Annotated in this window: 26 protein-coding genes, 2 pseudogenes and 1 riboswitch; of the genes and pseudogenes, 11 read left to right on the top strand and 17 right to left on the bottom strand. The window is 69.6% G+C overall.

The annotated features are described in order from the left end of the window. Positions 1-8: 8 nt before the first annotated feature. Positions 9-548, bottom strand: coding sequence for a TIGR00730 family Rossman fold protein (locus OG507_RS28495; protein ID WP_327370004.1), 540 nt, complete (start codon positions 546-548; stop codon positions 9-11). 89 nt (positions 549-637) lie between these two features. On the opposite strand from OG507_RS28495, the gene OG507_RS28490 reads away from it, so the two are divergent. Both OG507_RS28490 and OG507_RS28485 read left to right on the top strand, forming a co-directional pair. After that, the gene (locus OG507_RS28490) at positions 638-973 is read left to right on the top strand and encodes a DUF427 domain-containing protein (RefSeq protein WP_327370003.1); all 336 of its coding nucleotides are present in this window, start codon (positions 638-640) and stop codon (positions 971-973) included. 95 nt (positions 974-1,068) lie between these two features. Then, the gene (locus tag OG507_RS28485; RefSeq protein WP_327370002.1) at positions 1,069-1,869 is read left to right on the top strand and encodes an alpha/beta fold hydrolase; all 801 of its coding nucleotides are present in this window, start codon (positions 1,069-1,071) and stop codon (positions 1,867-1,869) included. An 84-nt stretch (positions 1,870-1,953) separates the two neighbouring features. Here the strand turns inward: OG507_RS28485 and mnmA are convergent, their stop codons facing one another. Further along, positions 1,954-3,090, bottom strand: a complete 1,137-nt coding sequence (gene mnmA / locus OG507_RS28480) for a tRNA 2-thiouridine(34) synthase MnmA (RefSeq protein WP_327370001.1) — start codon at positions 3,088-3,090, stop codon at positions 1,954-1,956. A gap of 61 nt (positions 3,091-3,151) precedes the next feature. On the opposite strand from mnmA, the gene OG507_RS28475 reads away from it, so the two are divergent. After that, positions 3,152-3,829, top strand: coding sequence for an N-acetylmuramoyl-L-alanine amidase (locus tag OG507_RS28475; protein WP_327370000.1), 678 nt, complete (start codon positions 3,152-3,154; stop codon positions 3,827-3,829). A gap of 33 nt (positions 3,830-3,862) precedes the next feature. Here the strand turns inward: OG507_RS28475 and OG507_RS28470 are convergent, their stop codons facing one another. The 3 genes from OG507_RS28470 to OG507_RS28460 all read right to left on the bottom strand — a co-directional run bounded on the left by OG507_RS28470 (position 3,863) and on the right by OG507_RS28460 (position 5,801). After that, the gene (locus OG507_RS28470; RefSeq protein WP_327369999.1) at positions 3,863-5,032 is read right to left on the bottom strand and encodes a cysteine desulfurase family protein; all 1,170 of its coding nucleotides are present in this window, start codon (positions 5,030-5,032) and stop codon (positions 3,863-3,865) included. Between the two features lie 180 nt (positions 5,033-5,212). After that, positions 5,213-5,578, bottom strand: a complete 366-nt coding sequence (locus OG507_RS28465; RefSeq protein ID WP_327369998.1) for a DUF4190 domain-containing protein — start codon at positions 5,576-5,578, stop codon at positions 5,213-5,215. A gap of 61 nt (positions 5,579-5,639) precedes the next feature. After that, the gene (locus tag OG507_RS28460; RefSeq protein WP_327369997.1) at positions 5,640-5,801 is read right to left on the bottom strand and encodes a hypothetical protein; all 162 of its coding nucleotides are present in this window, start codon (positions 5,799-5,801) and stop codon (positions 5,640-5,642) included. A gap of 136 nt (positions 5,802-5,937) precedes the next feature. Between OG507_RS28460 and OG507_RS28455 the strand changes: the two genes are divergently transcribed. After that, on the top strand, positions 5,938-6,570 hold the full coding sequence (locus OG507_RS28455; protein ID WP_327369996.1) for a TetR family transcriptional regulator: 633 nt from the start codon (positions 5,938-5,940) through the stop codon (positions 6,568-6,570). 71 nt (positions 6,571-6,641) lie between these two features. Here the strand turns inward: OG507_RS28455 and OG507_RS28450 are convergent, their stop codons facing one another. The 10 genes from OG507_RS28450 to OG507_RS28405 all read right to left on the bottom strand — a co-directional run bounded on the left by OG507_RS28450 (position 6,642) and on the right by OG507_RS28405 (position 17,495). Next, complete coding sequence (locus tag OG507_RS28450) at positions 6,642-7,508, bottom strand: thioesterase family protein (protein WP_327369995.1); 867 nt, start codon at positions 7,506-7,508, stop codon at positions 6,642-6,644. A 119-nt stretch (positions 7,509-7,627) separates the two neighbouring features. Next, entirely contained in the window at positions 7,628-8,296 is a 669-nt protein-coding gene (locus OG507_RS28445) for a trimeric intracellular cation channel family protein (protein ID WP_327369994.1), read from the bottom strand. Between the two features lie 18 nt (positions 8,297-8,314). Next, positions 8,315-9,556 carry an ABC transporter ATP-binding protein gene (locus OG507_RS28440; RefSeq protein WP_327369993.1) on the bottom strand — a complete coding sequence of 414 codons (1,242 nt, stop codon included), beginning with the start codon at positions 9,554-9,556 and terminating at the stop codon, positions 8,315-8,317. A 26-nt stretch (positions 9,557-9,582) separates the two neighbouring features. After that, on the bottom strand, positions 9,583-10,683 hold the full coding sequence (locus OG507_RS28435; RefSeq protein ID WP_327369992.1) for an ABC transporter ATP-binding protein: 1,101 nt from the start codon (positions 10,681-10,683) through the stop codon (positions 9,583-9,585). Beyond that, a complete protein-coding gene (locus OG507_RS28430; RefSeq protein WP_327369991.1) occupies positions 10,680-11,678 on the bottom strand; it encodes an ABC transporter permease in 999 nt (332 codons plus the stop codon). Before OG507_RS28430 ends, OG507_RS28435 begins: the two co-directional genes overlap by 4 nt. A 118-nt stretch (positions 11,679-11,796) precedes the next feature. Beyond that, positions 11,797-13,584, bottom strand: a complete 1,788-nt coding sequence (locus tag OG507_RS28425; protein ID WP_442811033.1) for an ABC transporter substrate-binding protein — start codon at positions 13,582-13,584, stop codon at positions 11,797-11,799. A 61-nt stretch (positions 13,585-13,645) separates the two neighbouring features. After that, positions 13,646-14,644, bottom strand: a complete 999-nt coding sequence (locus OG507_RS28420; RefSeq protein ID WP_327369990.1) for an ABC transporter permease — start codon at positions 14,642-14,644, stop codon at positions 13,646-13,648. Between the two features lie 353 nt (positions 14,645-14,997). Beyond that, positions 14,998-15,783, bottom strand: coding sequence for an enhanced serine sensitivity protein SseB C-terminal domain-containing protein (locus OG507_RS28415; protein WP_327369989.1), 786 nt, complete (start codon positions 15,781-15,783; stop codon positions 14,998-15,000). Positions 15,784-15,941: 158 nt separating this feature from the next. Next, positions 15,942-16,712 (bottom strand): enhanced serine sensitivity protein SseB, encoded by a 771-nt coding sequence (locus OG507_RS28410; RefSeq protein ID WP_327369988.1) that lies wholly within the window; start codon positions 16,710-16,712, stop codon positions 15,942-15,944. A 105-nt stretch (positions 16,713-16,817) separates the two neighbouring features. Further along, positions 16,818-17,495 (bottom strand): AAA family ATPase, encoded by a 678-nt coding sequence (locus tag OG507_RS28405; RefSeq protein WP_327369987.1) that lies wholly within the window; start codon positions 17,493-17,495, stop codon positions 16,818-16,820. Positions 17,496-17,657: 162 nt separating this feature from the next. Beyond that, a riboswitch (glycine riboswitch) is annotated at positions 17,658-17,755 on the top strand. A 141-nt stretch (positions 17,756-17,896) separates the two neighbouring features. Between OG507_RS28405 and gcvT the strand changes: the two genes are divergently transcribed. The 7 genes and pseudogenes from gcvT (at position 17,897) to OG507_RS28370 (ending at position 23,592) form a co-directional block, all read left to right on the top strand. Continuing rightward, positions 17,897-19,012 carry a glycine cleavage system aminomethyltransferase GcvT gene (gene gcvT / locus OG507_RS28400; RefSeq protein ID WP_327369986.1) on the top strand — a complete coding sequence of 372 codons (1,116 nt, stop codon included), beginning with the start codon at positions 17,897-17,899 and terminating at the stop codon, positions 19,010-19,012. A gap of 91 nt (positions 19,013-19,103) precedes the next feature. Beyond that, positions 19,104-19,481, top strand: a complete 378-nt coding sequence (gene gcvH / locus OG507_RS28395; RefSeq protein ID WP_327369985.1) for a glycine cleavage system protein GcvH — start codon at positions 19,104-19,106, stop codon at positions 19,479-19,481. Positions 19,482-19,500: 19 nt separating this feature from the next. Next, a complete protein-coding gene (glyA, locus tag OG507_RS28390; RefSeq protein ID WP_327369984.1) occupies positions 19,501-20,760 on the top strand; it encodes a serine hydroxymethyltransferase in 1,260 nt (419 codons plus the stop codon). Positions 20,761-20,915: 155 nt separating this feature from the next. After that, positions 20,916-22,298, top strand: coding sequence for an L-serine ammonia-lyase (locus tag OG507_RS28385; RefSeq protein WP_327369983.1), 1,383 nt, complete (start codon positions 20,916-20,918; stop codon positions 22,296-22,298). Between the two features lie 26 nt (positions 22,299-22,324). Next, positions 22,325-22,669 (top strand): annotated as a pseudogene (locus tag OG507_RS28380) (transposase); the annotation flags it as partial. Positions 22,670-22,810: 141 nt separating this feature from the next. Then, positions 22,811-22,990: pseudogene (locus OG507_RS28375) on the top strand (MmyB family transcriptional regulator); the annotation flags it as partial. Between the two features lie 38 nt (positions 22,991-23,028). Continuing rightward, the gene (locus tag OG507_RS28370; RefSeq protein ID WP_327372132.1) at positions 23,029-23,592 is read left to right on the top strand and encodes a TetR/AcrR family transcriptional regulator C-terminal domain-containing protein; all 564 of its coding nucleotides are present in this window, start codon (positions 23,029-23,031) and stop codon (positions 23,590-23,592) included. Between the two features lie 102 nt (positions 23,593-23,694). On the opposite strand, the gene OG507_RS28365 is transcribed toward OG507_RS28370, so the two are convergent. Together OG507_RS28365 and OG507_RS28360 are read right to left on the bottom strand one after the other, a co-directional pair. After that, positions 23,695-24,351, bottom strand: coding sequence for a response regulator transcription factor (locus OG507_RS28365; protein ID WP_327369982.1), 657 nt, complete (start codon positions 24,349-24,351; stop codon positions 23,695-23,697). 6 nt (positions 24,352-24,357) lie between these two features. Next, positions 24,358-26,715 carry a sensor histidine kinase gene (locus OG507_RS28360; protein WP_327369981.1) on the bottom strand — a complete coding sequence of 786 codons (2,358 nt, stop codon included), beginning with the start codon at positions 26,713-26,715 and terminating at the stop codon, positions 24,358-24,360. Positions 26,716-26,804: the final 89 nt, after the last annotated feature.

Raw genomic sequence — 26,804 nt, 5'->3', positions numbered from 1 at the left:
CCGCCGCGTCACCGTATGCCGGACCACTCCTCCAGATAGGCCAGGGCGCCCACGCCGTCCGTCGCGAAGAACATCAGTTCGGTCAGCGGGAGGGGCAGGAAGCCCTCTTCCTCCATGCGCAGGAGCTGCTGGTGCAGTCCGTCGTAGAAGCCCGCCGTGTTGAGCAGGACCACCGGCTTGTCGTGCTTGCCGTGCTTCTTCAGCTCCAGTATCTCGGTCGCCTCGTCGAGCGTCCCGGCACCCCCCACCATGATCACGACCGCGTCGGCCTTCTCCAGGAGCAGCGCCTTGCGCTCGGCGAGATCGCGGGCGATCACCATCTCGTCCGCGTCTCTGCGCGCATGCGCGGCCAGGAAGTCGACCGACACCCCGACCAGCCGCCCGCCCGATTCCTGCACCCCGTCGGCGACGACCTTCATCAGCCCGCTCTCCGACCCGCCCCAGACCAGGGTGTGTCCGCCCCGGCCCAGCAGTTCGGCGAATTCCCGGGCGGGCCGGGTGTAGCGGTCGTCCAGGTCGGCGGCGGAGAGGAAAACACAGATGTTCATGCAGCCACCGTAAGGGCCACCACTGACACACACGGTCGAGAAGGCCGGGGAGCGGGAAGAAACCGGCCCGTGGGACGGCTGAACCAGACATGACTTCCACACGAGGACACATCATCACCGTCGAACCCGGTACCGAGCATGTACGTGTGGTCCGCGACGGGCAGGTGCTCGCCGAGAGCCGGCGGCCGCTCGTGCTGCGCGAGACGGGCTGTCCGGTCCGCTACTACCTGCCGCCCGAGGACGTCCGTACGGAACTCCTGACGGCCTCGGACACCCACACCCACTGTCCGTTCAAGGGCGACGCCTCCTACTGGTCGCTGCCGGGCGAAGCCGATCTGGTCTGGGCGTACCCGGAGCCCAAGCCCGAAGTCGCCGCGATCAAGGACCACTTCTGCTTCTACGACACCGAGACCGTCTCCGACTGAGCGTCAGACACCGCTTCGAACGGGGCATTTGAAAAATCTCAGAAATTTCTCGGCGCGGGCGATGACTTCTCGGCGCCGCCGCAGTCCACCTGTACATGGACGAGACTCTCTCCCGCGACGGCACCTCGATCGCGTACCGGCGCCGGGGTGAAGGACCGCCGGTGATCCTGGTCGGCGGGGCACTGAGCACGGCGGCGACCGAGGCTCCCCTGGCGCGCCTCCTCGCGCCGCACTTCGAGGTCGTCACGTACGACAGGCGTGGCCGCGGCTCCAGCGGCGACAGCGGGGCGTACGCGGTGGAGCGCGAGATCGAGGACCTGGCCACGCTCGTCGCCGCGGTGGGCGGCCGGGCCTCGGTGTTCGGCGTCGGAGCCGGCGGGGCACTGGCCCTGGAGGCCCGGGCCGCCGGGCTCCCCGTCGGCCTCCTGGCGGTCTACCAGCCGCCCTACACCCCTGGGGCCTCGGGCGCGCAGTTCAAGGCCTGTTGCACGGCCCGGCTGCACCGGCTGCTGTCCGCCGGGGACCGCGGCGGGGCCGTGGAGCTGTTCCTGTCCGTGACGGGCGTCCCGGCCGACATGATCGCCCGGATGCGGCGCGCACCGCTGTGGCGCGGTCTGGTCTCGCTGGCGCACACCCTCGCGTACGACGACGCGCTGCTCGGCGACGGCTCGATCCCGGCCGAGCGGTTCGCGTCCGTCTCGGCGCGCACGCTGGTGCTCTGCGGCGGCTTCAGCCCCACCCCGGCCAGACAGGCCACCCGCGCCCTGGCGGAGGCCCTCCCCCGCGCCCGCCACCGCACCCTGACGGGCCAGACACGTGACCTGGCACCCCAGTCGGTGGCCCCGGTCCTGACCGAGTTCTTCGGCACGGACATGTACGCGAGCCAGGCCTCCTGACCTCCCGGCCCGGCCCCCGCACGGCCACGCCCGTACAGGGGTCGGACGTGGCCGTGCGGGGTGTCCGCGGGGTCTTTGCGGCGGTCAGCTCGCCGCGGCCGTCTCCCTGTGCTCCCGGCGGCTCGTCGTTGCGATCGTTGCCGAGCCGACCACGCGGGTGCCGTCGTACAGCACGACCGCCTGGCCGGGGGCCACGCCGCGCACCGGCTCGGTGAAGGTGACGTTCAGTGTGCCGTCGACCAGTTCCGCCGTCACCTCGGTCTCGCCGCCGTGGGCGCGGAGCTGGGCGGTGTACGTGCCGGGGGCGGCCGGGGCCGTGCCGCACCAGCGGGGCTTGATGGCGGTGAGCGCGGTGACGTCGAGGGACTCGACCGGGCCGACCGTAACCGTGTTGTTCACCGGGGAGATGTCCAGGACGTAGCGCGGCTTGCCGTCGGGGGCGGGGTGGCCGATGCGCAGGCCCTTGCGCTGGCCGATGGTGAAGCCGAAGGCGCCCTCGTGGGTGCCGACCTTCGTACCCGACTCGTCGACGATGTCGCCCTCGGCCGTGCCGAGGCGGCTCGCCAGGAAACCCTGGGTGTCGCCGTCGGCGATGAAGCAGATGTCGTGGCTGTCGGGCTTCTTGGCGACGGCGAGGCCGCGGCGCTCGGCCTCGGCGCGGATCTCGTCCTTGGTCGTGAGGGTGTCGCCGAGCGGGAACATCGCGTGGGCGAGCTGCTTCTCGTCCAGGACGCCGAGGACGTAGGACTGGTCCTTGGCCATGTCGGAGGCGCGGTGCAGTTCGCGGCTGCCGTCCTCGTTCAGTACGACGGTGGCGTAGTGGCCGGTGCACACCGCGTCGAAGCCGAGCGCGAGGGCCTTGTCGAGCAGCGCGGCGAACTTGATCTTCTCGTTGCAGCGCAGACAGGGGTTGGGGGTGCGCCCGGCCTCGTACTCGGCGATGAAGTCGTCCACGACGTCCTCGCGGAAGCGTTCCGCGAGGTCCCAGACGTAGAACGGGATGCCGATGACATCGGCGGCGCGGCGTGCGTCGCGGGAGTCCTCGATCGTGCAACAGCCGCGCGCTCCGGTACGGAAGGACTGCGGGTTCGCGGAGAGGGCGAGGTGCACACCGGTCACGTCGTGGCCGGCCTCGGCGGCGCGGGCCGCGGCGACGGCGGAGTCGACACCGCCGGACATGGCGGCGAGCACGCGCAGGGGGCGCTGGGAAGTCTGAGTCATAGCCCCACCAGAGTACGGGGCCCCGGGAACCGAACGCTCGTGGATATGCGTTGTGGATCACATGGGCACCAAGGGGACGGCGGACGCCAAGGGTTCCGCGTGGTCGAAGTCCGGGCACGGCATCAGCCGGCGAGGGCTGCTGATCGGCGCTGCCGTCACGGCCGCGGGCACGGCGGCGCTGGCGCGGGAGAAGCTGGAGCACGCCTGGTGGCGGCTGCCCGGGGTGGACAAGCCCCGGACACCGGGCGCGGTGGATTTCGCGCGGGCCGAGTGGATATCGGCGTCCCCGGCGAACTGGCGGCGGGCCGACCGCCCCGCGGACTACCCGATCGACCGGGTCGTCATCCATGTGACCCAGGGCAGCTACCGGGGCGCGGTGAAGGTCTTCCAGGACCCGGGCCACGGCGCGGCGGCGCACTACGTGGTGCGCAAGGACGGTCATGTGACGCAGATGATCCGTGAGCTGGATGTGGCGTTCCACGCGGGGAACAGGTCGTACAACGAGCGCAGCGTCGGCATCGAGCACGAGGGGTTCGTGGACCGCCCGCAGGACTTCACGGCGGCGATGTACGGGGCATCGGCGCGGCTGACGGCGGCGATATGCGAGCGGTACGGGATACCGGCGGACCGCGAGCACATCATCGGGCACGTGGAGGTGCCGGGCACGGACCACACCGATCCGGGGAAGCACTGGGACTGGGACCGGTATCTGAAGCTGGTCAGGGCGGCGGGCGCGTGAGGTCTGCGGGGCCGTCCGCGCGGCCCCGCAGTCTCAGCTGAGTCCCGCCGTCCGCGCCCGCTCCACCGCCGGGCCGATCGCGCGGGCCACCTCGTCGATGTCCTGCTTGGTGGAGGTGTGGCCGAGCGAGAAGCGCAGGGTGCCGCGGGCCAGGTCGGGGTCGGTGCCGGTGGCGAGCAGGACGTGGCTCGGCTGGGCGATCCCCGCGGTGCACGCGGAGCCGGTGGAGCATTCGATGCCCTGGGCGTCCAGCAGCAGGAGCAGGGAGTCGCCCTCGCAGCCGGGGAAGGTGAAGTGGGCGTTGGCGGGGAGCCGGCCGCCGGGGGCCGGGTCGCCGCCGAGGAGGGCGTCCGGCACGGCCGCCAGTACGGCAGCGGCCAGGTCGTCGCGGAGCCCACCGATCTCGTGGGCGAACTCTTCGCGCCCGTCGGCGGCCAGCCGCCCCGCGAGGGCGAAGGAGGCGATGGCGGGCACGTCGAGGGTGCCGGAGCGGACGTGCCGCTCCTGGCCGCCGCCGTGCAGCACGGGTACGGGGGTGTATTCGCGCCCGAGCAGCAGCGCGCCGATGCCGAACGGTCCACCGATCTTGTGCGCGCTGACCGTCATCGCGGCCAGCCCGGACCGGGCGAAGTCGACTTCGAGCTGCCCGAAGGCCTGCACGGCGTCGGCATGCATCGGCACGTCGAACTCACGGGCCACGTCCGCCAGTTCACGTACCGGCATGATCGTGCCGATCTCGTTGTTGGCCCACATCACCGTGACCAGCGCGACATCGTCGGGGTTACGGAGGATCGCCTCGCGGAGCACCTCGGGGTGGACGCGTCCGTACGGGTCGACGGGGAGGTATTCGACGTTCGCGCCCTCGTGCTCGGCGAGCCAGTCGACGGCGTCCAGCACCGCGTGGTGCTCGACGGGACTGGCCAGCACCCGGGTGCGGTGGGGGTCGGCGGCGCGGCGGGACCAGTACAGGCCCTTCACGGCGAGGTTGTCGGCCTCGGTGCCCCCGGAGGTGAAGACCACCTCGCTGGGGCGTGCGCCGAGGGCGTCGGCGAGGGTCTCTCTCGATTCCTCGACGGTACGGCGGGCCCGGCGCCCGGCGGCGTGCAGTGAGGACGCGTTACCGGTGACGGCGAGCTGGGCGGTCATCGCCGCGATCGCCTCCGGAAGCATCGGCGTGGTCGCGGCGTGGTCGAGGTAAGCCATGGTGGGCTCGATTCTACGAGCCCGCGGCGGGGCGTACGGCGGGCGCATCGCGTCCCGGCCCCCGCGCACCGGGCGGATCACTCGGTCACCCGCCCCGATCCGGAGCCCGATCCGGTCGGGGACGGCATCGGCGCAGAACGCCGGTGGGCCGTTCTTGCAGGGCGTGCGTGTGCTGCTCGGTCAGCCGGCGAAGTTCCAGGAGACGGTGCCGGTTCCGGTGACCAGGAAGGCCAGCACCACGAGGTCGGTGATGCCGAGGGCGAGCCCGAGCCAGGCGCGGCCGCGGCGCGAGGTGGAGCGGGACAGGGCGATGATCGCCATGACGACGGCGGCGGGGCCGAGCAGGAGGTTCATGACCAGCAGGCCGACGAGCCCGAGCACGAAGGAGGCGACGGCCAGTCCGTCGGCGTCCCGGGTACGGCCCCGGCGGCTCCCGGGCCGGGTTTCGACAGCGGCTTCGGTTTCGGTTTCGACAGCGGTTTCGACTTCGGCTTCGGTGGTGTCGGCTGCCGCGTCGGGGCGGCGGACGGATGTGGCGAGTGTCATGGTGCGAGCTCCTTCGGATCGATGGTCGAGGCAGTGATCGCAACGGCAGGCGGATCGACCGTCACCGGGACCTGCGCTGTGCACCCAGTCGTTCCCGTACGGCGAAGATCAGCAGCCAGCAGGCGATCACGGCGGCGAGCGCGAGGCTGACCGGGAGCGGAATCTGGACCACCGCTCCGAGTACGACCCCGAGCAGGAGCAGGGTGGCGACGAGGACGATCATGTTCAGCCTTTCTCTGAGCTCTCGACGAACCCGTGAGCCCTCCAGGGACCTTTGAGAGCACGACTGTTCACTGACTTGTCACTCTAGACCCGGTCACCCCTTCCCCACTCCGGAGAACAGTTGTTTACTGAATGGCATGAGTCACATCGTCGGCATCCGCCAGACCCAGAAGTTGAGAACCCGTCAGTCACTGTTGGATGCCGCGCTCGGACTCCTGGAGCACCAGAGCCTCAGCAGCCTGGGGCTGCGCGAGGTGACCCGGGCCGCGGGCGTCACGCCCACCGCCTTCTACCGGCACTTCGACGACACCGCCGCGCTCGGCGTGGCGCTCGTCGATGAGACGCTGGGCAGCCTGCACGGAATGATCGCCGCGACGCTCGCCGAGACCGGCGACAGCGAGGAGCGGCTGGACCGCAGCGTCGAACTGATAGCGCGTCATGTGCGTGAGCAGCCCGCCCACTTCCGGTTCATCGCCCGTGAGCAGCACGGCGGCGTGCGCCCGGTCCGCGAGGCCATAGCGGCTCAACTGCGGCGGTTCGCCGAGGAGGTGGCGGCGGTGCTCGCCGAGGAGCCGCGGTCCCGGGGCTGGAGCGGCGAGGATCTGCTGATGCTGGGCGGCCTGTACGTCGACCACATGGTGCTCACGGCCTCGGCGCTGCTGGACGCGGGGCCCGACGGCGAGCGGCAGGTGACAGGGGTGGCCCGCCGCCGGCTGAGACTGGTCACGCTCGGCCGGCAGCACTGGCTGGACGGCACGGACGGGCCCTAGGACCCATCCCCCCCGGGGCCCGTCCGGAGTCCCGTCGGCCCTCGCCCCCTCAGGAGGGCTTCAGGAGCACATCAGGAACGCGGCGCCCGGGCCAGCTGGCGGGACTGGGCCACCAACCGGTCCGCGCTGTCCCAGACGTCCGCGTCCTCCTCCAGGAAGCCGCCCGCGAGGTTGCGGGTGGTGATGGAGACGCGCAGCGGGCCCGGGACGGGGCGGCAGCGGATGTGGGTGGTGAGTTCGATGGTCGGCGTCCAGCCCTTGAGACCCAGTTCGAACGAGGTGGGCGGCAGCGCGTCGACGGTGAGCAGCAGCGAGAGCGGGTCGGCGTCACGGCCGTCCGCGAGGCCGAACCAGCCGCGCATCTCGCCCTTGCCGGAGGGGGCGCCGATGGCCCAGCCGATCGTCGCCGGGTCGAGCCTGATGTCGAGCCGCTCGGTGATGGCGGAGCTGCCGGGGATCGCGGCCGGGCCGTCGCTCGGGCCGAGGCAGTGCTCCAGCGGCGGGATGGCCGGCGGCTTCGCCGCGGTGCGGACCTCGTCGGACAGCGCGTCCAGATCGCCATAGGTGGCGATGACGCGGATGCGCTCGACCTCGGTGCCGTCCTGCGCGTACTGGAAGAGGGAGGCCTGGCCGGTGGAGAGGGTGCGGCCGGTGCGGACCGTCTGGGTGCGGATCACCGCGGGGCCCGGTACGGATACGGTGAGGTAGTGCGCGGAGACCGAGAAGGGGTCGGGGTGCGGCAACGCCTCGCCGAGCGCCCGGCCGAGCATGGCCAGCAGATAGCCGCCGTTGACGGCGTGGATGATCGTCCATCCGGCGGAGAGCTCGGCGTCGTAGACGCCTTCCTCGCGAAGGGTGACTGCGGTGTCCCGGTCGAACTCGCTGTCCCCGATGGTTGCCTGCGCGGTCCGCGCCGCCTGCTCTGCTGCCTGTGCCATGCGATGCACCGTACACCGATTGTATTACTGAGCGGTAGCTTTTTATGGCCGGGAGATGTCGGCGCACCCGGCCGCTGTCCCGGCCGCTGTCCCCGCCGATGTCCCCGCCGATGTCCCTGTCAGGTGGCCGCGGGCCCCTCGGCCGTCGCCGACCGCCGGTTGTAGGCGCGCGGGGCACGCAGGTGGTAGCGCATCGAGAGCAGCCGGAGCACGAAGGTCATGATCACCGCGGTGCCGCTGGTGAACGCGTTGAGCGCGTCGAAGCGGATGCACAGCACGATCATCGTGGCGCCGACGATCGCGGGCACCGCGTACAGGTCGCGGTCCCAGCGCAGCAGCGAGGGCACCTCGTTGGCCAGTACGTCGCGCAGCACACCGCCGCCTGCCGCGGTGGCCAGTCCCAGGGCGGCCGACGCCGTGAGGCCGAGGCCGTAGTCGTACGCCTTGACCGTGCCCGTGACGCAGAAAAGCCCGAGGCCGGCGGCGTCGAAGACATTGACGCCCACCTGGATCCGTTCGACGTGCGGATGCAGAAAGAACACCAGGACGGCGGCGAGGAGCGGGGTCGTGAAGTAGCCGAGGTCCGTGAACGCCGCGGGCGGGACCGCCCCGATGACGATGTCACGGAACAGCCCCCCGCCCAGCGCGGTGACCTCGGCGAGTACCGCGATGCCGAAGACATCGAAGTTCTTGCGTACGGCGAGCAGAGCGCCGGAGATCGCGAAGACGAAGATTCCGACGATGTCGAGCGCATGCTGGACGGAGGGCGTGAACAGTTCGTTGAGCACCGGCCAATTGTGCCGGTACTACTCCTTGGGGCTGTCCTCCGGCTTTCCGGACGACGCGGCGCCGTCGTCGGAAGCGGACTCGGCGACGTCCTCGTCGGAAGCGGAAGCGGAAGCGGAAGCGGATTCGACGACCTCGACGGCCTCCGGCTCGCCCACCGTGACGATCTCGATCGCCTCCCGTGCCTCCGCCGTCACCGTCTCGCCCGGGACCTGGTCGGGCGCGTTCTCCGGGTGGTGGCAGGCCACCTGGTGCCCGGTCTTCAGCGCGACCAGCGGCGGCTCCTGCGTCTTGCAGATCTCCGTCGCCTTCCAGCACCGGGTGTGGAAGCGGCAGCCGCTGGGCGGCGAGATCGGCGACGGCACGTCGCCCTTCAGCAGAATGCGCTCGCTCTTGGCCGAACGCCGCCTCGGGTCCGGGATCGGGACCGCCGAGAGCAGCGCCTTGGTGTACGGGTGCATCGGCGCCTTGTACAGCGACTCGCGGTCGGCCAGCTCCACGATCTTGCCGAGGTACATCACCGCGATCCGGTCCGAGACGTGCCGGACGACCGAGAGGTCATGGGCGATGATCACGTACGTCAGACCCAGCTCGGTCTGGAGGTCGTCGAGCAGGTTCACCACCTGCGCCTGGATCGAGACGTCCAGCGCCGACACCGGCTCGTCCGCCACGACCAGCTTGGGGTTGAGCGCGAGCGCGCGGGCGATCCCGATGCGCTGGCGCTGACCGCCGGAGAACTCGTGCGGGTAGCGGTTGTAGTGCTCGGGGTTGAGGCCCACGACCTCCAGCAGCCGCTGCACCTCCTTCTTGACGCCGCCCTCGGGCTTGACGCCCTGGAGCTTGAAGGGAGCGCTGACGATCGTGCCGATCGTGTGCCGGGGGTTCAGCGAGGAGTACGGGTCCTGGAAGATCATCTGCATGTCCCGGCGCATCGGGCGCATGCCGCCCACGCCGAGGTGCGTGATGTCCCTCCCCTCGAACTCGATGCTCCCCGCGCTGGGTTCGAGCAGCCGGGTGATCAGCCGGCCCATCGTCGACTTTCCGCAGCCGGACTCCCCGACGACACCCAGGGTCTCGCCCGCGTGCACCTCGAAGTCGATCCCGTCGACGGCCTTCACGGCACCGGCGTTGCGCTGGAGCAGGCCCTTCCTGATGGGGAAGTGCTTCTGCAGCCCGGTCACCTTGAGCAGCACCTCCGGGGAGGCACCCTTCGCGGAGGCCCGCTGCGCCGGAACGTCAACGCTCTTGTCCTGGCTCGTCACCGCTTTGTCCTCGCTTTTGTCCTCGCTCACAGCTTGGGCGCAATCTCTTCGGTCCAGATACGCTCCCGCTGCTCCTGCGACAGGTGGCAGGCGGCCGAGTGCCGGCTGCCGACCTCCTGCAGCTCGGGCCGTACGGTGCGGGTGACGTCGTCCTTGGGCAGATCCGCGTAGGGGCAGCGCGGGTTGAAGGCGCACCCCGACGGGATGTTGATGAGCGAGGGCGGGGAGCCCTTGACCGGGATGAGCCGATCGGTCTGTTCCCGGTCCAGGCGCGGCATGGAACCCAGCAGACCCCAGGTGTAGGGGTGCCGGGGCTCGTAGAACACCTTCTCGGCCGGTCCGCGCTCGATGCAGCGCCCGCCGTACATCACCAGGATGTCGTCGGCGAGCTCGGCCACGACGCCCAGGTCGTGGGTGATGATGATGACCGCGGAGCCGAACTCCTTCTGCAGGTCCCGGATCAGGTCGAGGATCTGCGCCTGGACGGTCACGTCCAGCGCGGTCGTCGGCTCGTCCGCGATCAGCAGCTCGGGGTTGTTGACCAGCGACATGGCGATCATCGCGCGCTGGCGCATCCCGCCGGAGAACTCGTGCGGGTAGCTGTCGACGCGCTTGTCGGGCTGCGGGATGCCGACCCGGTCGAGCATCTCGATCGCGCGCTTGCGGGCGGTCTTCTTGTCCACGTCGTGGTGGACGCGGTACGCCTCCACGATCTGCTTGCCGATCGTGTAGTACGGGTGCAGCGCGGACAGCGGGTCCTGGAAGATCATGGCCATGTCGCGGCCGCGCAGCCTGCGCACCTCGTCGGGGTCGGCGGACAGCAGTTCCTTGCCGTTCAGCCAGATCTCGCCGGAGAGCTGGGCCTTGCGCTTGCCGTACTGGCCGGCGGTGTGCAGGCCCATGATGCCGAGCGAGGTCACGGACTTGCCGGAGCCGGACTCGCCCACGATGCCGAGGGTCTTGCCCTTCTCCAGCGTGAAACTGAGCCCGTCGACGGACTTGACCAGGCCGTCGTCGGTCGGGAAGTGCACCTTCAGATCGCGTACGTCGAGGAAGGCGTCGGGGGAGGGCGAGGCGGAGGCGACCGGCTCGCCCACGGCGGCTCCGCTCTTGCTCAGCTCGGTCATGACAGCCTCACTCGGGGGTCGATCACGGCGTACAGAATGTCCACGACGAGGTTGGCGACGATCACCGCGAGCGAGGTGATCAGGGTGACGCCGAGGATCACCGGGAGATCGCGTTCGCTGATCGCCTTGAGCACCGCCTGGCCGAGGCCGGGAAGGCTGAACGCGGTCTCGGTCAGGATCGCGCCGCCGATCAGGGCGCCGAGGTCCATGCCGAGCATGGTCAGGATCGGGGTCATGGTCGAGCGCATGGCGTGCTTGCCGATGACCACCGGTTCGCTGAGGCCCTTGGCCCGGGCCGTGCGGATGTAGTCCTCGCCCATGACTTCGAGCATGGTGGCGCGAGTGATCCGGGCGTACATCGCCGCGTACAGGAAGGCGAGTGTCACCCAGGGCAGCAGCATGCCCTGGAACCAGGCTCCCGGATTCTCCCCGAAGGCGACGAACCCGGAATCGACCCAGCCGAGGCCGTAGTCGAAGATCGCGAGCGAGAGCATGGCGGTGAAGAAGATCGGCAGCGAGACGCCGGAGAGGGCGACCACCATCGCCGAACGGTCCCACAGCGTGCCCCGCTTGAGCGCGGAGAGCACACCGGCCGCGACCCCGAACAGCAGCCACAGAACGGCCGCGCCGAGGGCGAGCGCCATGGTCACCGGAAGGCGGTCGGTGAGCACCGGCCAGATGGCCTGCTCACTGCGGAAGGAGTAGCCGAAGCAGGGCGCGGCGCACTCCGTGACGTCGCCGCCCGAGGAGTAGGTACGCCCGACGAAGATGCCCTTGAAGAACTCCAGGACCTGGACATAGATCGGTTCGCCCAGCTGGAGCTTCTGCCGGATGCCTTCGACGGCCGCCGCGTCCGAGGTCTTGCCCACGTACATCGTGGCGGGGTCGACGCCGGTCCACTTGGGGATGAGGAAGAAAATGCAGAAGACCACCACGACGATGACCACAAGCATTACTGCGACGGCCATGAGCCGCCTGATGAGGTATGTGAGCACTGCTCTCGGCCCGGCGGGGGGGCCTCGGGCCACCGGAGGTCGTCCGATGGCCCGCGACCGCACCGCTCCGGCCTTCACCTGCCTTTCGTGCCGTACGGCGGGTGTGCCGGAGGGGTGGTTACTTCACGACGCCCAGGCTGGTGAAGTCGTACATACCGCTGTAGGCGTCCGTGGTGTAGACGTTCGTCAGCCGCGGCGAGCGCCAGTTGATGAACTTCTCGAAGACGAAGGGCAGGTAGTACGCGCCCTCCATCACCTGGTGGTTGATCTCCGTGGAGATCGCCTTCTTCTTCTCCGGGTCGAGCTCGGTGGAGAACTTGTCGAAGTTGGCGTCGATCGCCTTGTCCTTGATCATGGCGAAGTTGTTGTTGCCGCTTTCGAGGATGTAGCTGCTGTCCCACAGCGGCGCGCCGTAACCCTGGACCGACGGGAAGTCCGGGCCCCAGCCCATGATGATGATCCCGTAGTTCTTCTTCTTGACCACGGTCGGGTTGCCGATGATGCCCGAGGTCTGCGAACCGTCGTACTTGTCGATGTCGACCTTGATGCCGATCTTGTCCAGCGAGGCCTGCAGCGACTCGGCGGTGGCCACCTCGACCGGCTTGTTGTTACGCACCGCGATGGTGGTCGAGAAGCCGTTCGGCTTCCCGCAGGCCTTCAGCGCGGCCTTGGCCTTGGTGACGTCCGGCGCACCGTCGTTGGCGGCGGTGCCGTACGGGTCGTACTTCTGCCCCTCGGAGCCGGGCACCGACGGGGGCAGCATGTTGGTGCCGATGTCGCCACCGGCGACCGGGCCACCGCGCGCCGTCTGGAGCGACTTGTGGTCGGCTCCGTAGATCACGGCCTTGCGGCACTCGATGTTGTCGAACGGCGCCACGTTCTGCGGGAAGACCGCGTAACGGATGTAGCCGGAGACCGGGTTGTCCAGGTTGGCCTTGTGCTCCTTGAGCGCCTTGATACGGCCCTGCGGGGAGAGACCCGTCTGGTTGATGTCCAGGTCGAAGTCGCCCGCGATCAGGCGGTTGTCCATGTCGTCGGCGTTGGAGAACAGGTCCAGCGTGATCTTGTCCGGCAGCGCCTTGCGGACCGGGTCGGAGTCCTGCTTCCAGTTCTCGTTGCGGACCAGCACGAGGGACTTGTTCGGGGTGTACGACTCGAACTTGTACGGGCCGGACGAGAACGGCTTGAGGCCGTACTTCGACTTGGTGTCCTTGTCCTGACGGACCGGCGAGGACGAGGTCAGCGCCAGGATCTCCTCGAAGTCCGAGTTCGCCGTCGGCAGCTTGAAGATGATGGTCTTCGCGTCCGGCGTCTCGATGGCCTTCAGGCCCAGCTTGTCCTTCGAGGTGTCCTTGTACGGACCCTTGTACTCGCCCTTGGGGTCGAGGATGTCACGCAGGTAGACCGGGCCGCCGGACAGCACGTCCTGCGCCCACTGGCGCTCGATGCCGTACTTGATGTCCTGGGAGGTGATCGGCTTGCCGTCCTCCCACGTGATCCCGTCGCGCAGGGTGTACGTGTAGGTCTTGCCGTCGTCGCTGATCTTGGCGCGCTCGGTGGCGAGGTCCGGCGTGAGCTCCGTACCGGCGGCACCGGGCTCCGTCTTGCTGGTCACGAGCTGACGGCTGTAGTAGCGCATGAAGTTCCACACGAAGCCGTAGTAGCCACGCGTGGTGTCCCAGGAGTCGGCATCCTGCGCACCGGCGTACTTGAGCGTGCCGCCCGTCTTCGTCGAGGCATTGGCAATCTTGTTGTTGGCGGCGTCGAAGCCGGCCGCCGCGCTCTTGCCGTCCTTGCCCTTGCCATCGTTGTCTCCGCCGCCGCACGCCGCCGTGGAAAGCAGCGCAGCGACCACGGCAGCAGCGGCCACGGCCTGCTTGCGCCGTGCATTCCGTCGGGTAGTCACGATTCGGATCCTCCGTGTGTAGAAGCGGCCCGTGCGGTGCACGGGCTCCGCGGTACGGCAGTTAACGAGTGCCCTTCGGGTCGAGCGCATCGCGTACGCCATCGCCGAAGAGGTTGAAGGAGAGCACGGTGATGAAGATGGCCACGCCCGGGATGATCATGTACATCGGGTCGGACTCGTAGTAACTCAGAGCAGCCGACAGCATCTCCCCCCAGGAGGCGGAGGGCGGCTTGACGCCGACGCCCAGGAAGCTCAGGGCCGCCTCTGTGAGGATGTTCGTGGGGATCATCATCGTGGCGTACACGATGATGGGCGCGATGAGGTTGGGCATGAGCTCCTTGAACAGGATGTGGATCCGCCCGGCCCCGAGACTGCGGGCCGCGTCCACGTACTCGCGTTCGCGCAGCGACAGCGTCTGTCCGCGCACCACACGGCCGACGTACGGCCAGCCGAAGAAGCCGATGACCAGGATCATCACGAACAGGCGGACCCCGCTGCCCGACAGACCGAGCATCTCGTTCGGCATGACGGAGACCAGCGCGATGATGAACAGAAGCTGCGGGAAGGAGAGCAGCATGTCCATCACCCGGCTGATGAGCGCGTCCAGCCAGCCGCCGAAGTAGCCGGCCAGTACACCGAGCACGGTGCCGACGACGATCGCGACGACGGCGGAGAGGAAGCCGACCAGGAGCGAGACCTGGGCGCCGTAGATGATGCGGGCGAAGATGTCGCGGCCGCTGACGGGCTCTACGCCGAGGAGGTGTTCGGAGCTGATGCCGCCGAAGGAGCCCGTGGGCGTGGAGAAGAGCGGGTCGATCAGCTCTTCGTGGTGGTCGTTGGGCGACTGTCCGACGAGGTCCGTGATCACCGGGGCCAGCAGTGCGATGACAATCAGCACCAGCACCACAACGCCCCCGGTGAGGGCCAGCTTGTCCCGCTTCAGGCGCTCCCAGGCGATACGGCCCAGGGATCGGCCCTGCACCGCCTTCTCAGGGACTCCGGCCTCGAAGCCCTCGATGGGGGCCACCTCCGCGGTCGGCTCGTGCAATGGTGCCGTCATCGTGGCAGGGACCCCTCTCAACCGGCGGTGGCCGGTACGCACTTACCGCTGTGGCGGCATGACTCTGTCCATCTCTGTTCAGGGATCGGAGCATCCCTGTTGCGGGAGTCTTCATGGACGCCTGGATCTGTAGCCAGACTTGGCGGTGAATGGATGCCTAACCGTGATGATGACGGACTGATCCGTTATCCGGACGTGAATGAACGGCGGCCGGACGGAGGGAAGTTGAGTCAGAAGAGGTCACGTAGGGCCATCAACGCCACCTTTGTGTCCACCTGCCACCAGAGCGGACATGTGCACCACAAGGACTCATCTGCCCCCAAGCCACATGGACCGCCCGGCCCCTGCGTCCTCTAGTACGGAAGAGCGGGCGGCGGATAGCCGTAGCCCGCCACCGGGGCAGCCGGGGCGGCGTGGGCCTCGCGGTCGTAGAACGGGCGGGAGTTGGCGCGCAGCCACATCGCGACCGGGTCGTACTCGTCGGACATCGCGACGGTGGAGACGGGCAGCCCGTCCGGGACCGCGCCGATCGACTGCTGCATCATCGCGCGCACCGCGTCGACCGAGCTCTGGCCCGTGTCGTAGAGGTCGAGTCCGATGGCGAGATACGGGACGCCGAGCGCGGGCTGCACCCAGGCTCGGCGCAGCGAGCGGATCGCGGGGGTGTGGTGGGCGTTCTGCGTGAGCAGGGCGTAGAACTGCGGGATCTCGATGGCCGGCTCGGTGAGCCGGAGCGGGCCCGCGGGCATCCGGTCGAGGCCGGTGGCGATCCGGCGCAGATCCAGCCAGGGGATGCCGACGCCGCCGCCCGGGGCGTGCGGGTTGAGCCAGATGCCCCAGCGGTCGGGGAAGAGGGCGCGGGCGATGTCGCGGCCGGAGACCAGTTCATGGGCGCGGTTCCAGCCGCTGGCCGAGAGCTCCTGGGCGGAGGTCACACAGGGGGCGTAGCCGAGGCCGTCGATCTCCATGTTCCCGTACTGGGCGTCGGGAGAGCCGGCCTGGCCGTGCCAGAGGAGCATCCAGATCCGGCCGTTCGCGAGGGCCTGCAGCAGCGCCTCGTAAGCGTCGTAGCGCCCGGGCGTCACTTGGCGCAGCATGTGCTCGACCTGCCCGGCCGCCGCGGTGCCTGACGCACTCACCTGGTCCCGCCCCTCTTCGATCCACTGTGTCGGCCCGCCGCTCCCGGGGCACACGGGTGCGGCATGATGCCGTCACACCAGCCATCAAACCAGCTTATGCGCCAGTCCTGACACCGACTTGACGCCTTGGACCGACGCGGCCCCGGCGCCCCCGGGTGCTACCGGGCCGCGCGCTGGTAGAACGGCCGGAGCTTCTCCCGCATCCATTCGCCGACCGGGTCCTGTGCCACGTCGAGCAGGACCAGATTGACCGGCCAGGGCACCTCGACCCGGCCGAGCGCGCGGCCGAGGGCGTCCATCGGAGCGTTGCGCCCGGCGCCTTCCCAGGTGGAGAACTCGACGCCGATGAAGAGGACGGGTTCGCCGCCCTCGATGCTGGCCAGCGCCCGGCGGGCGGTGAGGACGACGCCGCTCTCCTCGAATTCGCCGGCCGCGGCGGCGAGGAAGTCGACGGGCTCCTCCTGCCAGGCCGGCTCGTACAGCCGGACCCTGCCTCCGCTGGCCGGCCCGTCCAGCGGGGTGCGTCCGGTGCGGCAGAGCTCGGCCACGGCGGGCGGCGGCAGCGGCATCCCCACGGCGCCGCCGGGGTTCACGGCGATACCGAGCTGCGGGGGCAGACCGCGGGCGAACTCGCGGGCGGGCGCGACCGTGAAGGACATATGGGCGCCGACACAGCTGAGGAACTGCTGTTCGGAGCTGAACACGGGGACGTACACGGCGCCCTCGATCTCCAGCGTGGGCAGGTCCAGGTCGGCGGAATCGGGTCCGCCGCCACTCGGAAGGGGCACCCAGACGTGGCTGCGCCCGAGCACCTCGACGAGCCGTCCGCCCGCCTCCGGGCTGCCCACCGAGGCCATCAGCACCTCTTCGAGCTCATTGGCCGGCCATCCGCTCTGCGGATGGGACCGGACCTGTGCCGGAATGTCCACTGCTTCCCGCTTCCCCTTCTCGCCCGGGCCTTCCGGTTCCCGCCCGGGCCTTCCGGCAGAAAGATTAACGTCCGGCCACCGCGCCCCTGGGCTCCTCGCCCCTTCCTATACGTCCGCGAACGAGATCCGGCCCAGCTTTCCCGCCGCTTCCCGGTCCAGCAGCACCGCCGAGGCGCAGCCGGGGGGCAGCAGGCCCGTCTCGGTGTTCCGCAGCAGCCTGCCGACCGCCTTGCGGTGCCGGGCGAACGCGTATCCGGAGACGCCTCGGCCGCGCTCCCGCTGGCCCTCCCGTGCCGTCTGCGGGGTGACGTCGAGCAGGACGAGGTGCAGGACGCGGCCGCGTCGCCGCGCGTCCCGGGCCAGCCAGCCGCGCACCCACGCCTGGGTTCCGCAGTCGTGGACGACGACGGACTCGCCGGAGCGCAGCGCCCGCCACAGCCCCCAGTAGTGGGCGGCGCGCACGAGGGGACGGTAGAGGGCGTACGGAAGTAAACGGGGCATCCGCCGGGCCCAGCGGTCCCGGGTGTCCTGGGAGTCGATGGCGCGGACCGTGGTGACCGCCCGCCGGATGAGCGTCGATTTGCCGCTGCCGGGCAGCCCGGAGACCACCACCACATCGCCCGGCGCGAAGTGCAGGCTGCGCGGGCTGCGCCCGCCCCTCTGCCGCAGATCCCGTACGACGGGCGCGTGCGTGCCCAGCGCATCCGTGGCCGGAGCCCCCTGCTGTGCGGGCATCGCGCCCTGCGCGAGCCCTGCGGTCGTCGCGTACCGCTGCAACGTCATCGCCCCTCCCCCTGTCGCCCTCACCCCACGTATGCCCATGAAGTGTAAAGAAAAGGTAATGCGGCACAACCGTCCACGCCGTTGTTTTCCCATGACGGGACCGGGGCACCGCTGCGGCGCGATGCGTGCGATGATGACCCGGCCAACTGCATAAAGGCCGCTTGAATCCGCGCGGGAGAGTTCCGGTCACTGCATGTGCCGGGCGCCGAAGGAGCAAGTTCCTCCCTTGAATCTCTCAGGCCCCGTACCGCGTGGATGAGGCAGATCTGAAAAGCGGGCCGCTCTGCGGCTCCACCCAAGGTGCAAGCCGAACCCTTCAGGGGGCTCTCGGCGAACCTCTCAGGTTCCGATGACAGATGGGGAGGGATCGTCCTCGTCGTCATGCCCTGGGAGCCATATCCATGAGCACCGCCCCCCGTCTCACCGCCCTCGACAGCCTGCACCGTTCGCTGGGCGCGACCATGACCGACTTCGCGGGCTGGGACATGCCCCTGCGGTACGCCAGCGAGCGCGACGAGCACAACGCGGTGCGTACCAAGGCCGGTCTCTTCGACCTGTCGCACATGGGCGAGATCACCGTCACCGGCCCCGAGGCCGCGGCCTTCCTGAACTTCGCGCTGGTCGGCAACATCGGCACGGTCGCCGAGGGCCGCGCCCGCTACACGATGATCTGCGCCGAGGACGGCGGCATCCTGGACGACCTGATCGTCTACCGCCTCGGTGAGACCGAGTACATGGTCGTCGCCAACGCCGGAAACGCCCAGATCGTGCTGGACGCGCTGACCGCGCGGGCCGAAGGCTTCGACACCGAGGTGCGCGACGACCGCGACGCGTACGCGCTGCTCGCTGTCCAGGGCCCCGAGTCCCCCGCCATCCTGGCCTCGGTCACCGACGCCGACCTGGACGGCCTGAAGTACTACGCCGGTCTGCCCGGCACGGTCGCCGGTGTGCCCGCGCTGATCGCCCGTACCGGCTACACCGGCGAGGACGGCTTCGAGCTGTTCGTCGCCCCCGAGCACGCCGAGCAGCTGTGGCAGGCCCTCACCGAGGCGGGCGCCTCCCACGGTCTGATCCCGTGCGGGCTCTCCTGCCGCGACACGCTGCGCCTGGAGGCGGGCATGCCGCTGTACGGGCACGAGCTGACCACCGGGCTGACCCCGTTCGACGCCGGTCTCGGCCGGGTCGTGAAGTTCGAGAAGGAGGGCGACTTCGTCGGCCGCAAGGCCCTCCAGGCCGCCGCCGAGCGCGCCGAGACCGCCCCGCCGCGCAAGCTGGTCGGCCTGATCGCCGAGGGCCGTCGGGTGCCGCGCGCAGGTTTCTCGGTCGTCTCCGCGGGCGAGGTCATCGGCGAGGTCACCTCGGGCGCCCCGTCGCCCACCCTGGGCAAGCCGATCGCCATCGCGTACGTGGACGCCGCGCACGCCACGCCCGGCACCGCGGGCGTCGGAGTGGACATCCGGGGCACCCACGAGCCGTACGAGGTCGTGGCGCTGCCGTTCTACAAGCGCCAGAAGTGACATCCGCGCATCTCGGAAGTGACGCATTCGCGTCTCACACCGTAAGACCACCGTTCATCATCACTCCCCCGCGTACAGGAGAATTCAGACCATGAGCAACCCCCAGCAGCTGCGTTACAGCAAGGAGCACGAGTGGCTGTCGGCCGTCGAGGACGGTGTGGCCACGGTAGGTATCACCGAGTTCGCCGCCAACGCGCTCGGCGATGTCGTCTACGCCCAGCTCCCCGAGGTCGGTGAGACGGTGACCGCGGGCGAGAGCTGCGGCGAGCTGGAGTCGACCAAGTCGGTGAGCGACCTCTACTCGCCCGTGACCGGTGAGGTCACCGAGGCGAACCAGGCCGTCGTGGACGACCCGTCGCTGGTGAACTCCGCTCCCTTCGAGGGCGGCTGGCTGTTCAAGGTACGCGTGGCGGAGGAGCCGAAGGACCTGCTCTCCGCCGACGAGTACACCGAGTTCTCCGGCAACTGAGACCCAAAGGGACCACCTGATGTCGCTTCTCAACTCCTCCCTCCACGAGCTGGACCCGGACGTCGCCGCCGCTGTCGACGCCGAGCTCCATCGTCAGCAGTCCACCCTCGAAATGATCGCCTCGGAGAACTTCGCTCCGGTCGCGGTCATGGAGGCCCAGGGCTCCGTCCTCACCAACAAGTACGCCGAGGGCTACCCGGGCCGCCGCTACTACGGCGGCTGTGAGCACGTCGACGTGGTCGAGCAGATCGCCATCGACCGGATCAAGGCGCTGTTCGGCGCCGAGGCCGCGAACGTCCAGCCGCACTCCGGTGCGCAGGCCAACGCCGCCGCGATGTTCGCGCTGCTGAAGCCGGGCGACACGATCATGGGCCTGAACCTGGCCCACGGCGGTCACCTGACCCACGGCATGAAGATCAACTTCTCCGGCAAGCTCTACAACGTGGTCCCGTACCACGTCGACGAGACCGGTGTCGTGGACATGGCCGAGGTCGAGCGTCTGGCCAAGGAGTCCAAGCCGAAGCTGATCGTCGCCGGCTGGTCCGCGTACCCCCGTCAGCTGGACTTCGCCGCCTTCCGCCGCATCGCGGACGAGGTCGGCGCGTACCTGATGGTCGACATGGCGCACTTCGCCGGCCTGGTGGCCGCGGGTCTGCACCCCAACCCGGTGCCGCACGCCCATGTCGTCACGACCACCACGCACAAGACCCTCGGCGGTCCGCGCGGTGGCGTCATCCTGTCTACGCAGGAGCTGGCCAAGAAGATCAACTCCGCGGTCTTCCCCGGTCAGCAGGGCGGTCCGCTGGAGCACGTGATCGCGGCCAAGGCGGTCTCGTTCAAGGTCGCGGCGACCGAGGAGTTCAAGGAGCGCCAGCAGCGCACCCTGGAGGGCGCCCGCATCCTCGCCGAGCGTCTGGTCCAGCCGGACGTCACCGAGGTCGGTGTCTCCGTCCTCACCGGCGGTACGGACGTCCACCTGGTCCTCGTCGACCTGCGCAACTCCGAGCTGGACGGCCAGCAGGCCGAGGACCGGCTGCACGAGCTGGGCATCACGGTCAACCGCAACGCCATCCCGAACGACCCGCGGCCGCCGATGGTCACCTCGGGTCTGCGGATCGGCACGCCGGCCCTGGCCACCCGCGGCTTCCGGGCCGAGGACTTCACCGAGGTCGCCGAGATCATCGCGTCGGCCCTGAAGCCGTCCTACGACGCCGACGACCTCAAGGCCCGCGTCATCGCGCTGGCCGAGAAGTTCCCGCTGTACCCCGGTCTGAAGTAGTCCGGGTCGCCTCTTCGTACGTTTGGGGCGGGGCACCACGCACACTGGACAGTGAGCGCGGTGCCCCATCCCTTGCCCCGCCGCTCTTCGGGCCGACCGGCCCGTACCGCACCACCCGGCAGACAACGGCGTCTACCAACCCTTAGGAGTCTCCCGTGGCCATCTCGGTCTTCGACCTGTTCTCGATCGGCATCGGCCCGTCCAGCTCCCATACGGTCGGCCCGATGCGCGCCGCCGGTATGTTCGCTCGCCGGCTGAAGAACGAGGGCCTCATCGCCCACACCGCCTCGATACGCGCCGAGCTGTTCGGCTCGCTCGGCGCCACCGGCCACGGCCACGGCACCCCCAAGGCCGTCCTGCTCGGCCTGGAGGGCGAGTCGCCCCGTACCGTCGACGTGGAGTCCGCCGACGAGCGGGTGGAGCGGATCCGTACCACCGGCCGGATCAATCTCCTCGGCATGCACGAGATCGACTTCGACGCCGACGAGCAGCTGATCCTGCACCGCCGCAAGGCGCTGCCGTACCACGCCAACGGCATGACGATCTTCGCCTTCGACCACGAGGGCGCCCTGCTGCTGGAGAAGACGTACTACTCCGTCGGCGGCGGCTTCGTCGTCGACGAGGACGCGGTCGGCGAGGACCGGATCGTCCTCGACGACACCGTGCTGAAGCACCCCTTCCGCACCGGCGACGAACTGCTGCGGCTCTCCCGGGACACCGGCCTGTCCATCTCCTCGCTGATGCTGGAGAACGAGAAGGCCTGGCGCACCGAGGACGAGATCCGCTCGGGTCTGCTGGACATCTGGCGCGTCATGCAGGCCTGCGTCTCGCGCGGCATGTCCCGCGAGGGCATCCTGCCCGGCGGCCTCAAGGTCCGCCGCCGCGCCGCGAACACCGCCCGCCAGCTGCGTGCGGAGGGCAACCCGCAGACCCTCGCGATGGAGTGGATCACCCTCTACGCGATGGCGGTCAACGAGGAGAACGCGGCGGGCGGCCGCGTCGTCACCGCGCCCACCAACGGCGCCGCGGGCATCATCCCCGCCGTGCTGCACTACTACATGAACTTCGCGTCCGGCGGCGCCACCGAGGCCGAGAAGGAGGACAGCGTCGTACGCTTCCTCCTCGCCGCGGGCGCCATCGGCATGCTCTTCAAGGAGAACGCCTCCATCTCCGGCGCCGAGGTCGGCTGCCAGGGCGAGGTCGGCTCCGCCTGCTCGATGGCCGCGGGCGCCCTCGCCGAGGTCCTCGGCGGCACCCCCGAGCAGGTCGAGAACGCCGCCGAGATCGGCATGGAGCACAACCTCGGCCTGACCTGCGACCCGGTCGGCGGTCTCGTCCAGATCCCGTGCATCGAGCGCAACGGCATGGCCGCGGTCAAGGCCGTCACGGCGGCGAAGATGGCGCTGCGCGGCGACGGCAGCCACAAGGTCTCCCTCGACAAGGTCATCAAGACCATGAAGGAGACCGGCGCGGACATGAGCGTGAAGTACAAGGAGACGGCGCGGGGCGGGCTCGCGGTGAACATCATCGAGTGCTAGGAAAATAGGCCCTGACCAGCGCATTCGTGTCTTTCAGCGCTGCCAGGGCCTTCCCTTCTTACGCGGCGGAAAGTCCCCAGAAACTCCCCGGGACAGGCGTGAAAGTCCCCGAAGAGTCCCCGGGATGCTCCCGAGGCACTTCGCTACTGCGGGAGCGTGCGCCAGGCGCGGTGGACCGCCCGTGCGCCGTGTCGAGGACCTTCGACTATGACTGCCCCGCGAAATATCCGCCGGAGTTGCGTGAGCGTGCGGTCCGGATGTACCGCACCACCGAGCCGAAGCCCCTGCTCAAGCGGATGGCCGCCGAGCTGGGCGTCCGTCCCGAGGCACTGCGCGGCTGGATCGGCCAGGCCGAGGCCGATACCGGCAGGCGCGAGGACCGGCTCACCACCGACGGGCTGCTCCTCGGGTTCGCGCCCCAATCGTCCTGTCCCTCGTCGGCGGTCAGCCGCGCACGTGCAGCCCGAAACCCGTGCGGCCCGCTGGCTCCAGTCTCTCCTTCAGGTGCAGCGATCGGACTGCTGGAGCTGCACCAGGAGAACTTCGCACTACCGGACGAATCAGGCATGGAGCTGCTGGTGCTGTCCGCGGCCCCCGGCAGCCCCGCCGAGGACGGGCTGCGCCTGCTCGCGGGCCTGGGCGCGGACAGCGGTGACGCGCATCCCACAGTGAACGCTCAGGTCCGCGAGTAACTCAACGACGCCCACCCACCGCCGGGAACGCCTCAACACTGACGGCTTTCCGGTCCCCGGCCTGCTTTGCGGCTGGTGATTCGGGCGGGTCCTGGCCACCCCTGGCAGGCACGTTCCAACGTCTCGCCGAGGACGGACTGCTGCGGATCGACGAGCCGCGCCTGGCCGCCCACCGCTTCTCCGGCCTGCTGCTGTGGATTCCGGTGAACCAGGCCATGTTCCACGGCGGTCCCCAGTACGACCGGAAATCAACTCACGTACCGCCCTCTGACAGTGGGGGCGCCAACGACTGCGTGGAGATTGCCGAGTTGGGAGTGTTCGTTGCCGTACGGGACCCGAAGAGAGGAGACCTGCGACCCCTCGTGTTCGGGTGGAAGGCGATAGAGATGCCGGTCGCTGAAGTTGTGCTGTCGCGCCGCTCTTGCGTCCACTCCCCCGGCAGCACAGCCGCTTCCTGGCCCCGGGGTGCCCGAATCAAATCTGCAGAGCCAGAAGTTCGACGTGCGCCGCGATCGCGGCGGGCGACGATTGAGACGTGGTTGCACAGCGGTCCGGGCGTGCCCCGGTTCACACGATCCGCGGCGCCAACACCGGAATCATGATCTTCGATCACGCGAGGATGGTTCGTCGACGGGGTGGATGTCGTCCACGGTGAGCATCAGTGGGCGGCGAGAAGTGAGGTTGTCCGTCCCCTTTGCCCTCGCTCAGAGGTCGTCCACGTCGACCAGCCCGTCCTGGATGGCGCGGGCCACCAGGCTTGCCTTGGTCCGCGCGGGGCGGCCGACGTTCGCGTATTTGATCCGCACCCGGTCCAGATACGAGTTGACCGTCCGTACGGAGATGCCGAGACGCTGCGCGACCAGCTCCTTCGACTCCGACTGGAACCACTCGATGAGCACGTTCTCCTCGCGCACGGAGAGCTGGGGACGGTCGGCTCGGGTGTTCGTTCCCAGCGCGCCGGCCAGCGCGGGCGGCATGTAGGGCCGCTCATCGGCTGCTGCCAGCGTCGCCTCCACCAGGTGCTGTCGGCCCTCGCTCTTGGTCAGAAAGGTCGCGGCTCCCAGGTCCAGGCAGCTGAGCGCTGTCTTCTCGTCGTCGCGCATCGAATAGACGACCACCTGCCGACCGGCGTCGACGAGTCTTCGAAGGCTGCCGAAGGCGGGGCCGCCCTCGCCCAGTTGCAGATCCAGGAGGACGACATCGGCCGTGCTGCCCGGCGCGGTCCAGGCTTCCCGTACGGAGCCGCCGGACGCGACCACGGTGATGGGCCGCCGCGATGCGGCGTACCACGCCTCCACGCCCGAGAGGATGGCGGGATGGTCGTCCACGACGACCACACTGACTGGTGCGTTGTCACTCATGTCAGGTCAACTCCCGGAGGCCGCCGGTCGTCTCCAGCCGGCCTCCACCCACACACTTCCGCCGCGCGCCGTTCTGGCCACGGTCACATTCGCGTCCGTGGCACGGCCGTGCGCCTGAGCGACCTCTGCCGTGCCAGGGCCGTCGGCGCAGTCCTCGCTGACCACGCTCACACGTACCGCGCGGGGTGTCCACACGACAGTCACCCGCGCGGTCGAGCGGGTACGGCCCAGAATCACCGCCACCGGGTCGGCCAACTCCCTGCGTACCTCCACAGGCACCTCACCCGGCTGCCCTCGTACAGCCAGGCTCACCGTCACCCCCTGGTGCTCGGCCACCTCCACGCACGCCCGCAACTCGTTCAGCAGCGGGTCCAAGACGGCATCGCTCTCCGCGAACAGGCGGCGCATACGGGCGGCTTCCACGCCGCACCGCAGCCTCACCTCCTCATCGTGCGGGCTCAGCACACCATGGCCAAGGCCCACGAGCAGCGGCACGGTCGTCGCCGTCAGGGCGCGGTAGCGCTCCTTGTGATCACGCTGCATGTCCTCGTGGATACGTTCCCGGGTACGCAGTTCCTCCTCCCGCGCGGCCGCGGTCCCCGCCGCCGGTGCCGTACCGTGGAGCAGGTACGTCATCAGTACACCGACGGAGAGCTGGAAGCCGCAGCTGCCTATCGTGGAGATCCCCATGGTGGCCCACTGGGCGATGGTCGGCGCCCCGGACAGGGACACAGCGGTCGCGTTGAGCCCCACATGCGCCCCGAGGAACGCCGCGAACACCCTGACCCGCAGGTCTGCCAGCAGGAACAGCGCATGCCAGCCGACCACTCCGAACGCCCAGTCCGGCGCACCTGTCGACTGCTCCGGCGGGAGCGTGAACGCGCATATTGCCGAAACGGCCAGCACCGAGCCCAGGCTCCACCAGCGCACCCTCGGAGGGATCTGCCTGCCACGCAGCAGATAGGCGCCCCCGATCACCGCGACGGCGGCAAGGCAGACGAAGGCAGCCGTCTGTGCCCACGCGGGGCGGTATACGTCCTGGTGGACCGCGAGCCGACGCAGCGAGATGGTGAACTGCCACACCAGGCTGATCAGCAGCACGGCCAGTTGGGCCCCGTAAAGGAGCCGCCCGCGGATGAAGCGGACGTCGGCCGTGTGCTGTACCTGGGCGCGGGGCGGGCGCGGTACGCCGGTCGCCTGCGCTCCGTCCCCTGCCTGTGACGCCCGGGCCGGGCCGTGCCAGCGCCACTGCACGCGGGTCCCGGTGTCCGGATGGGAGGTGACGGAAGCGGAGCCTCCGACCGCGTGCATCCTGCCGATGATGGAACCGGAGATGCCCCGGCGCCGTGCGGGGACGGACTCCGGGTCGAAGCCCCGTCCCGCGTCGGACAGTTCGACGACGGCGCTGTCCTCCTCCGCCCATGCCCTGAGCTCCGCTTCCCGCACCCCGGCATGGCGTGCCACATTGGTGACGGCCTCCCGGACCCCGTTGAATATCGCGAGCCCAGGGCCGGACGGAATCGCGAGCGGGCCGTCGATGCGCGTCCTGAGCCGCACCCTGGCCTGTTCCTCACCCTCGGGCACACAGCCGAGAAGCTCCGCGAGGTCGACGCTCCCCGTCTCGAATCCGGGCATGGCGGACATGGCCTCCAGATCCTGCCTGGCACGTGGAGGCAGCCACGACCAGTCCCGGCCGTCGCCCTGGGAGACCATCAGCAGCGTCGCGCTCGCCGTGTCGTGCAGGGTCGCCAGGTACTCGCGCTCGGTCGCCCTCCGTGCGGCGGCGACTTCCATCTCCCGGCGCGCCGCCGCCCTGACCGCGGCCGACCGGTCAGCCGCCCTGGCCAGCGCCCGAACGATGAGGTAGGCGGCCCTCGACAGGCCCACCTGGATCAGCATGCGCACCAGGGGTACCAAGTCGGGGCTGTGCCCGGACGAGGAGAGGACGTCGCCCAGCGCACAGACGACAACCCCCAACGCGGCCAGGGCAGCCCCGGCCACCGGCCGCGTCGCCCACTCGTACTGGAAGGCGACGACGCTGATGCCGACAATCGCCTCCACCATCACATCCGCGGCCTCGCCGCCGATCACCGGCCGAGACAGCCCCGTCAACACCACCACGGCCGCGTCCAACGTCCACAGCAGGGCGAACGGGAACAGGCTCGGGCGGCGCAGCGAGTAAAGGCGCACACCACAGGCGAGGAAAGCGGGCACCAGCAGAGACAACGCCAGGGGAATCTCCGCGGCATTCGCCGAGACGACGCCCAGCGCACCGCACAGACAGACCACGATGGACCGGAGCCACACCCCGAACCGCTCAAGGGCCAGGATCACCAGGCGCTCGCTCGACCTGGGGCGGTCCATCGGCTCAGCGGCTCCGTCCCTGTTCCCCTCGTATCCCCCATGCCGCATAGAAACAAGGGTAGTTGACCCACGATCAAGGTTGAGCGCCC

This window comes from Streptomyces sp. NBC_01217, assembly GCF_035994185.1.
Lineage (GTDB): Bacteria > Actinomycetota > Actinomycetes > Streptomycetales > Streptomycetaceae > Streptomyces.
Note: the sequence above shows the minus strand (reverse complement) of the source record. Positions and strands in the feature narration are given on the sequence as shown.

Coding starts and splice junctions, on each gene's coding strand:
- OG507_RS28485 (WP_327370002.1), top strand. CDS start 1,069: ATGGACGAGACTCTCTCCCGCGACGGCACCTCGATCGCGTACCGGCGC.
- OG507_RS28455 (WP_327369996.1), top strand. CDS start 5,938: ATGAGTCACATCGTCGGCATCCGCCAGACCCAGAAGTTGAGAACCCGT.
- OG507_RS28365 (WP_327369982.1), bottom strand. CDS start 24,351: ATGAGTGACAACGCACCAGTCAGTGTGGTCGTCGTGGACGACCATCCC.
- OG507_RS28470 (WP_327369999.1), bottom strand. CDS start 5,032: ATGGCTTACCTCGACCACGCCGCGACCACGCCGATGCTTCCGGAGGCG.
- OG507_RS28405 (WP_327369987.1), bottom strand. CDS start 17,495: ATGACGTTGCAGCGGTACGCGACGACCGCAGGGCTCGCGCAGGGCGCG.
- OG507_RS28460 (WP_327369997.1), bottom strand. CDS start 5,801: ATGATCGTCCTCGTCGCCACCCTGCTCCTGCTCGGGGTCGTACTCGGA.
- OG507_RS28420 (WP_327369990.1), bottom strand. CDS start 14,644: ATGACGGCACCATTGCACGAGCCGACCGCGGAGGTGGCCCCCATCGAG.
- OG507_RS28435 (WP_327369992.1), bottom strand. CDS start 10,683: ATGACCGAGCTGAGCAAGAGCGGAGCCGCCGTGGGCGAGCCGGTCGCC.
- OG507_RS28360 (WP_327369981.1), bottom strand. CDS start 26,715: ATGGACCGCCCCAGGTCGAGCGAGCGCCTGGTGATCCTGGCCCTTGAG.
- mnmA (WP_327370001.1), bottom strand. CDS start 3,090: ATGACTCAGACTTCCCAGCGCCCCCTGCGCGTGCTCGCCGCCATGTCC.
- OG507_RS28465 (WP_327369998.1), bottom strand. CDS start 5,578: ATGACACTCGCCACATCCGTCCGCCGCCCCGACGCGGCAGCCGACACC.
- OG507_RS28495 (WP_327370004.1), bottom strand. CDS start 548: ATGAACATCTGTGTTTTCCTCTCCGCCGCCGACCTGGACGACCGCTAC.
- gcvT (WP_327369986.1), top strand. CDS start 17,897: ATGAGCACCGCCCCCCGTCTCACCGCCCTCGACAGCCTGCACCGTTCG.
- OG507_RS28450 (WP_327369995.1), bottom strand. CDS start 7,508: ATGGCACAGGCAGCAGAGCAGGCGGCGCGGACCGCGCAGGCAACCATC.
- gcvH (WP_327369985.1), top strand. CDS start 19,104: ATGAGCAACCCCCAGCAGCTGCGTTACAGCAAGGAGCACGAGTGGCTG.
- glyA (WP_327369984.1), top strand. CDS start 19,501: ATGTCGCTTCTCAACTCCTCCCTCCACGAGCTGGACCCGGACGTCGCC.
- OG507_RS28490 (WP_327370003.1), top strand. CDS start 638: ATGACTTCCACACGAGGACACATCATCACCGTCGAACCCGGTACCGAG.
- OG507_RS28475 (WP_327370000.1), top strand. CDS start 3,152: ATGGGCACCAAGGGGACGGCGGACGCCAAGGGTTCCGCGTGGTCGAAG.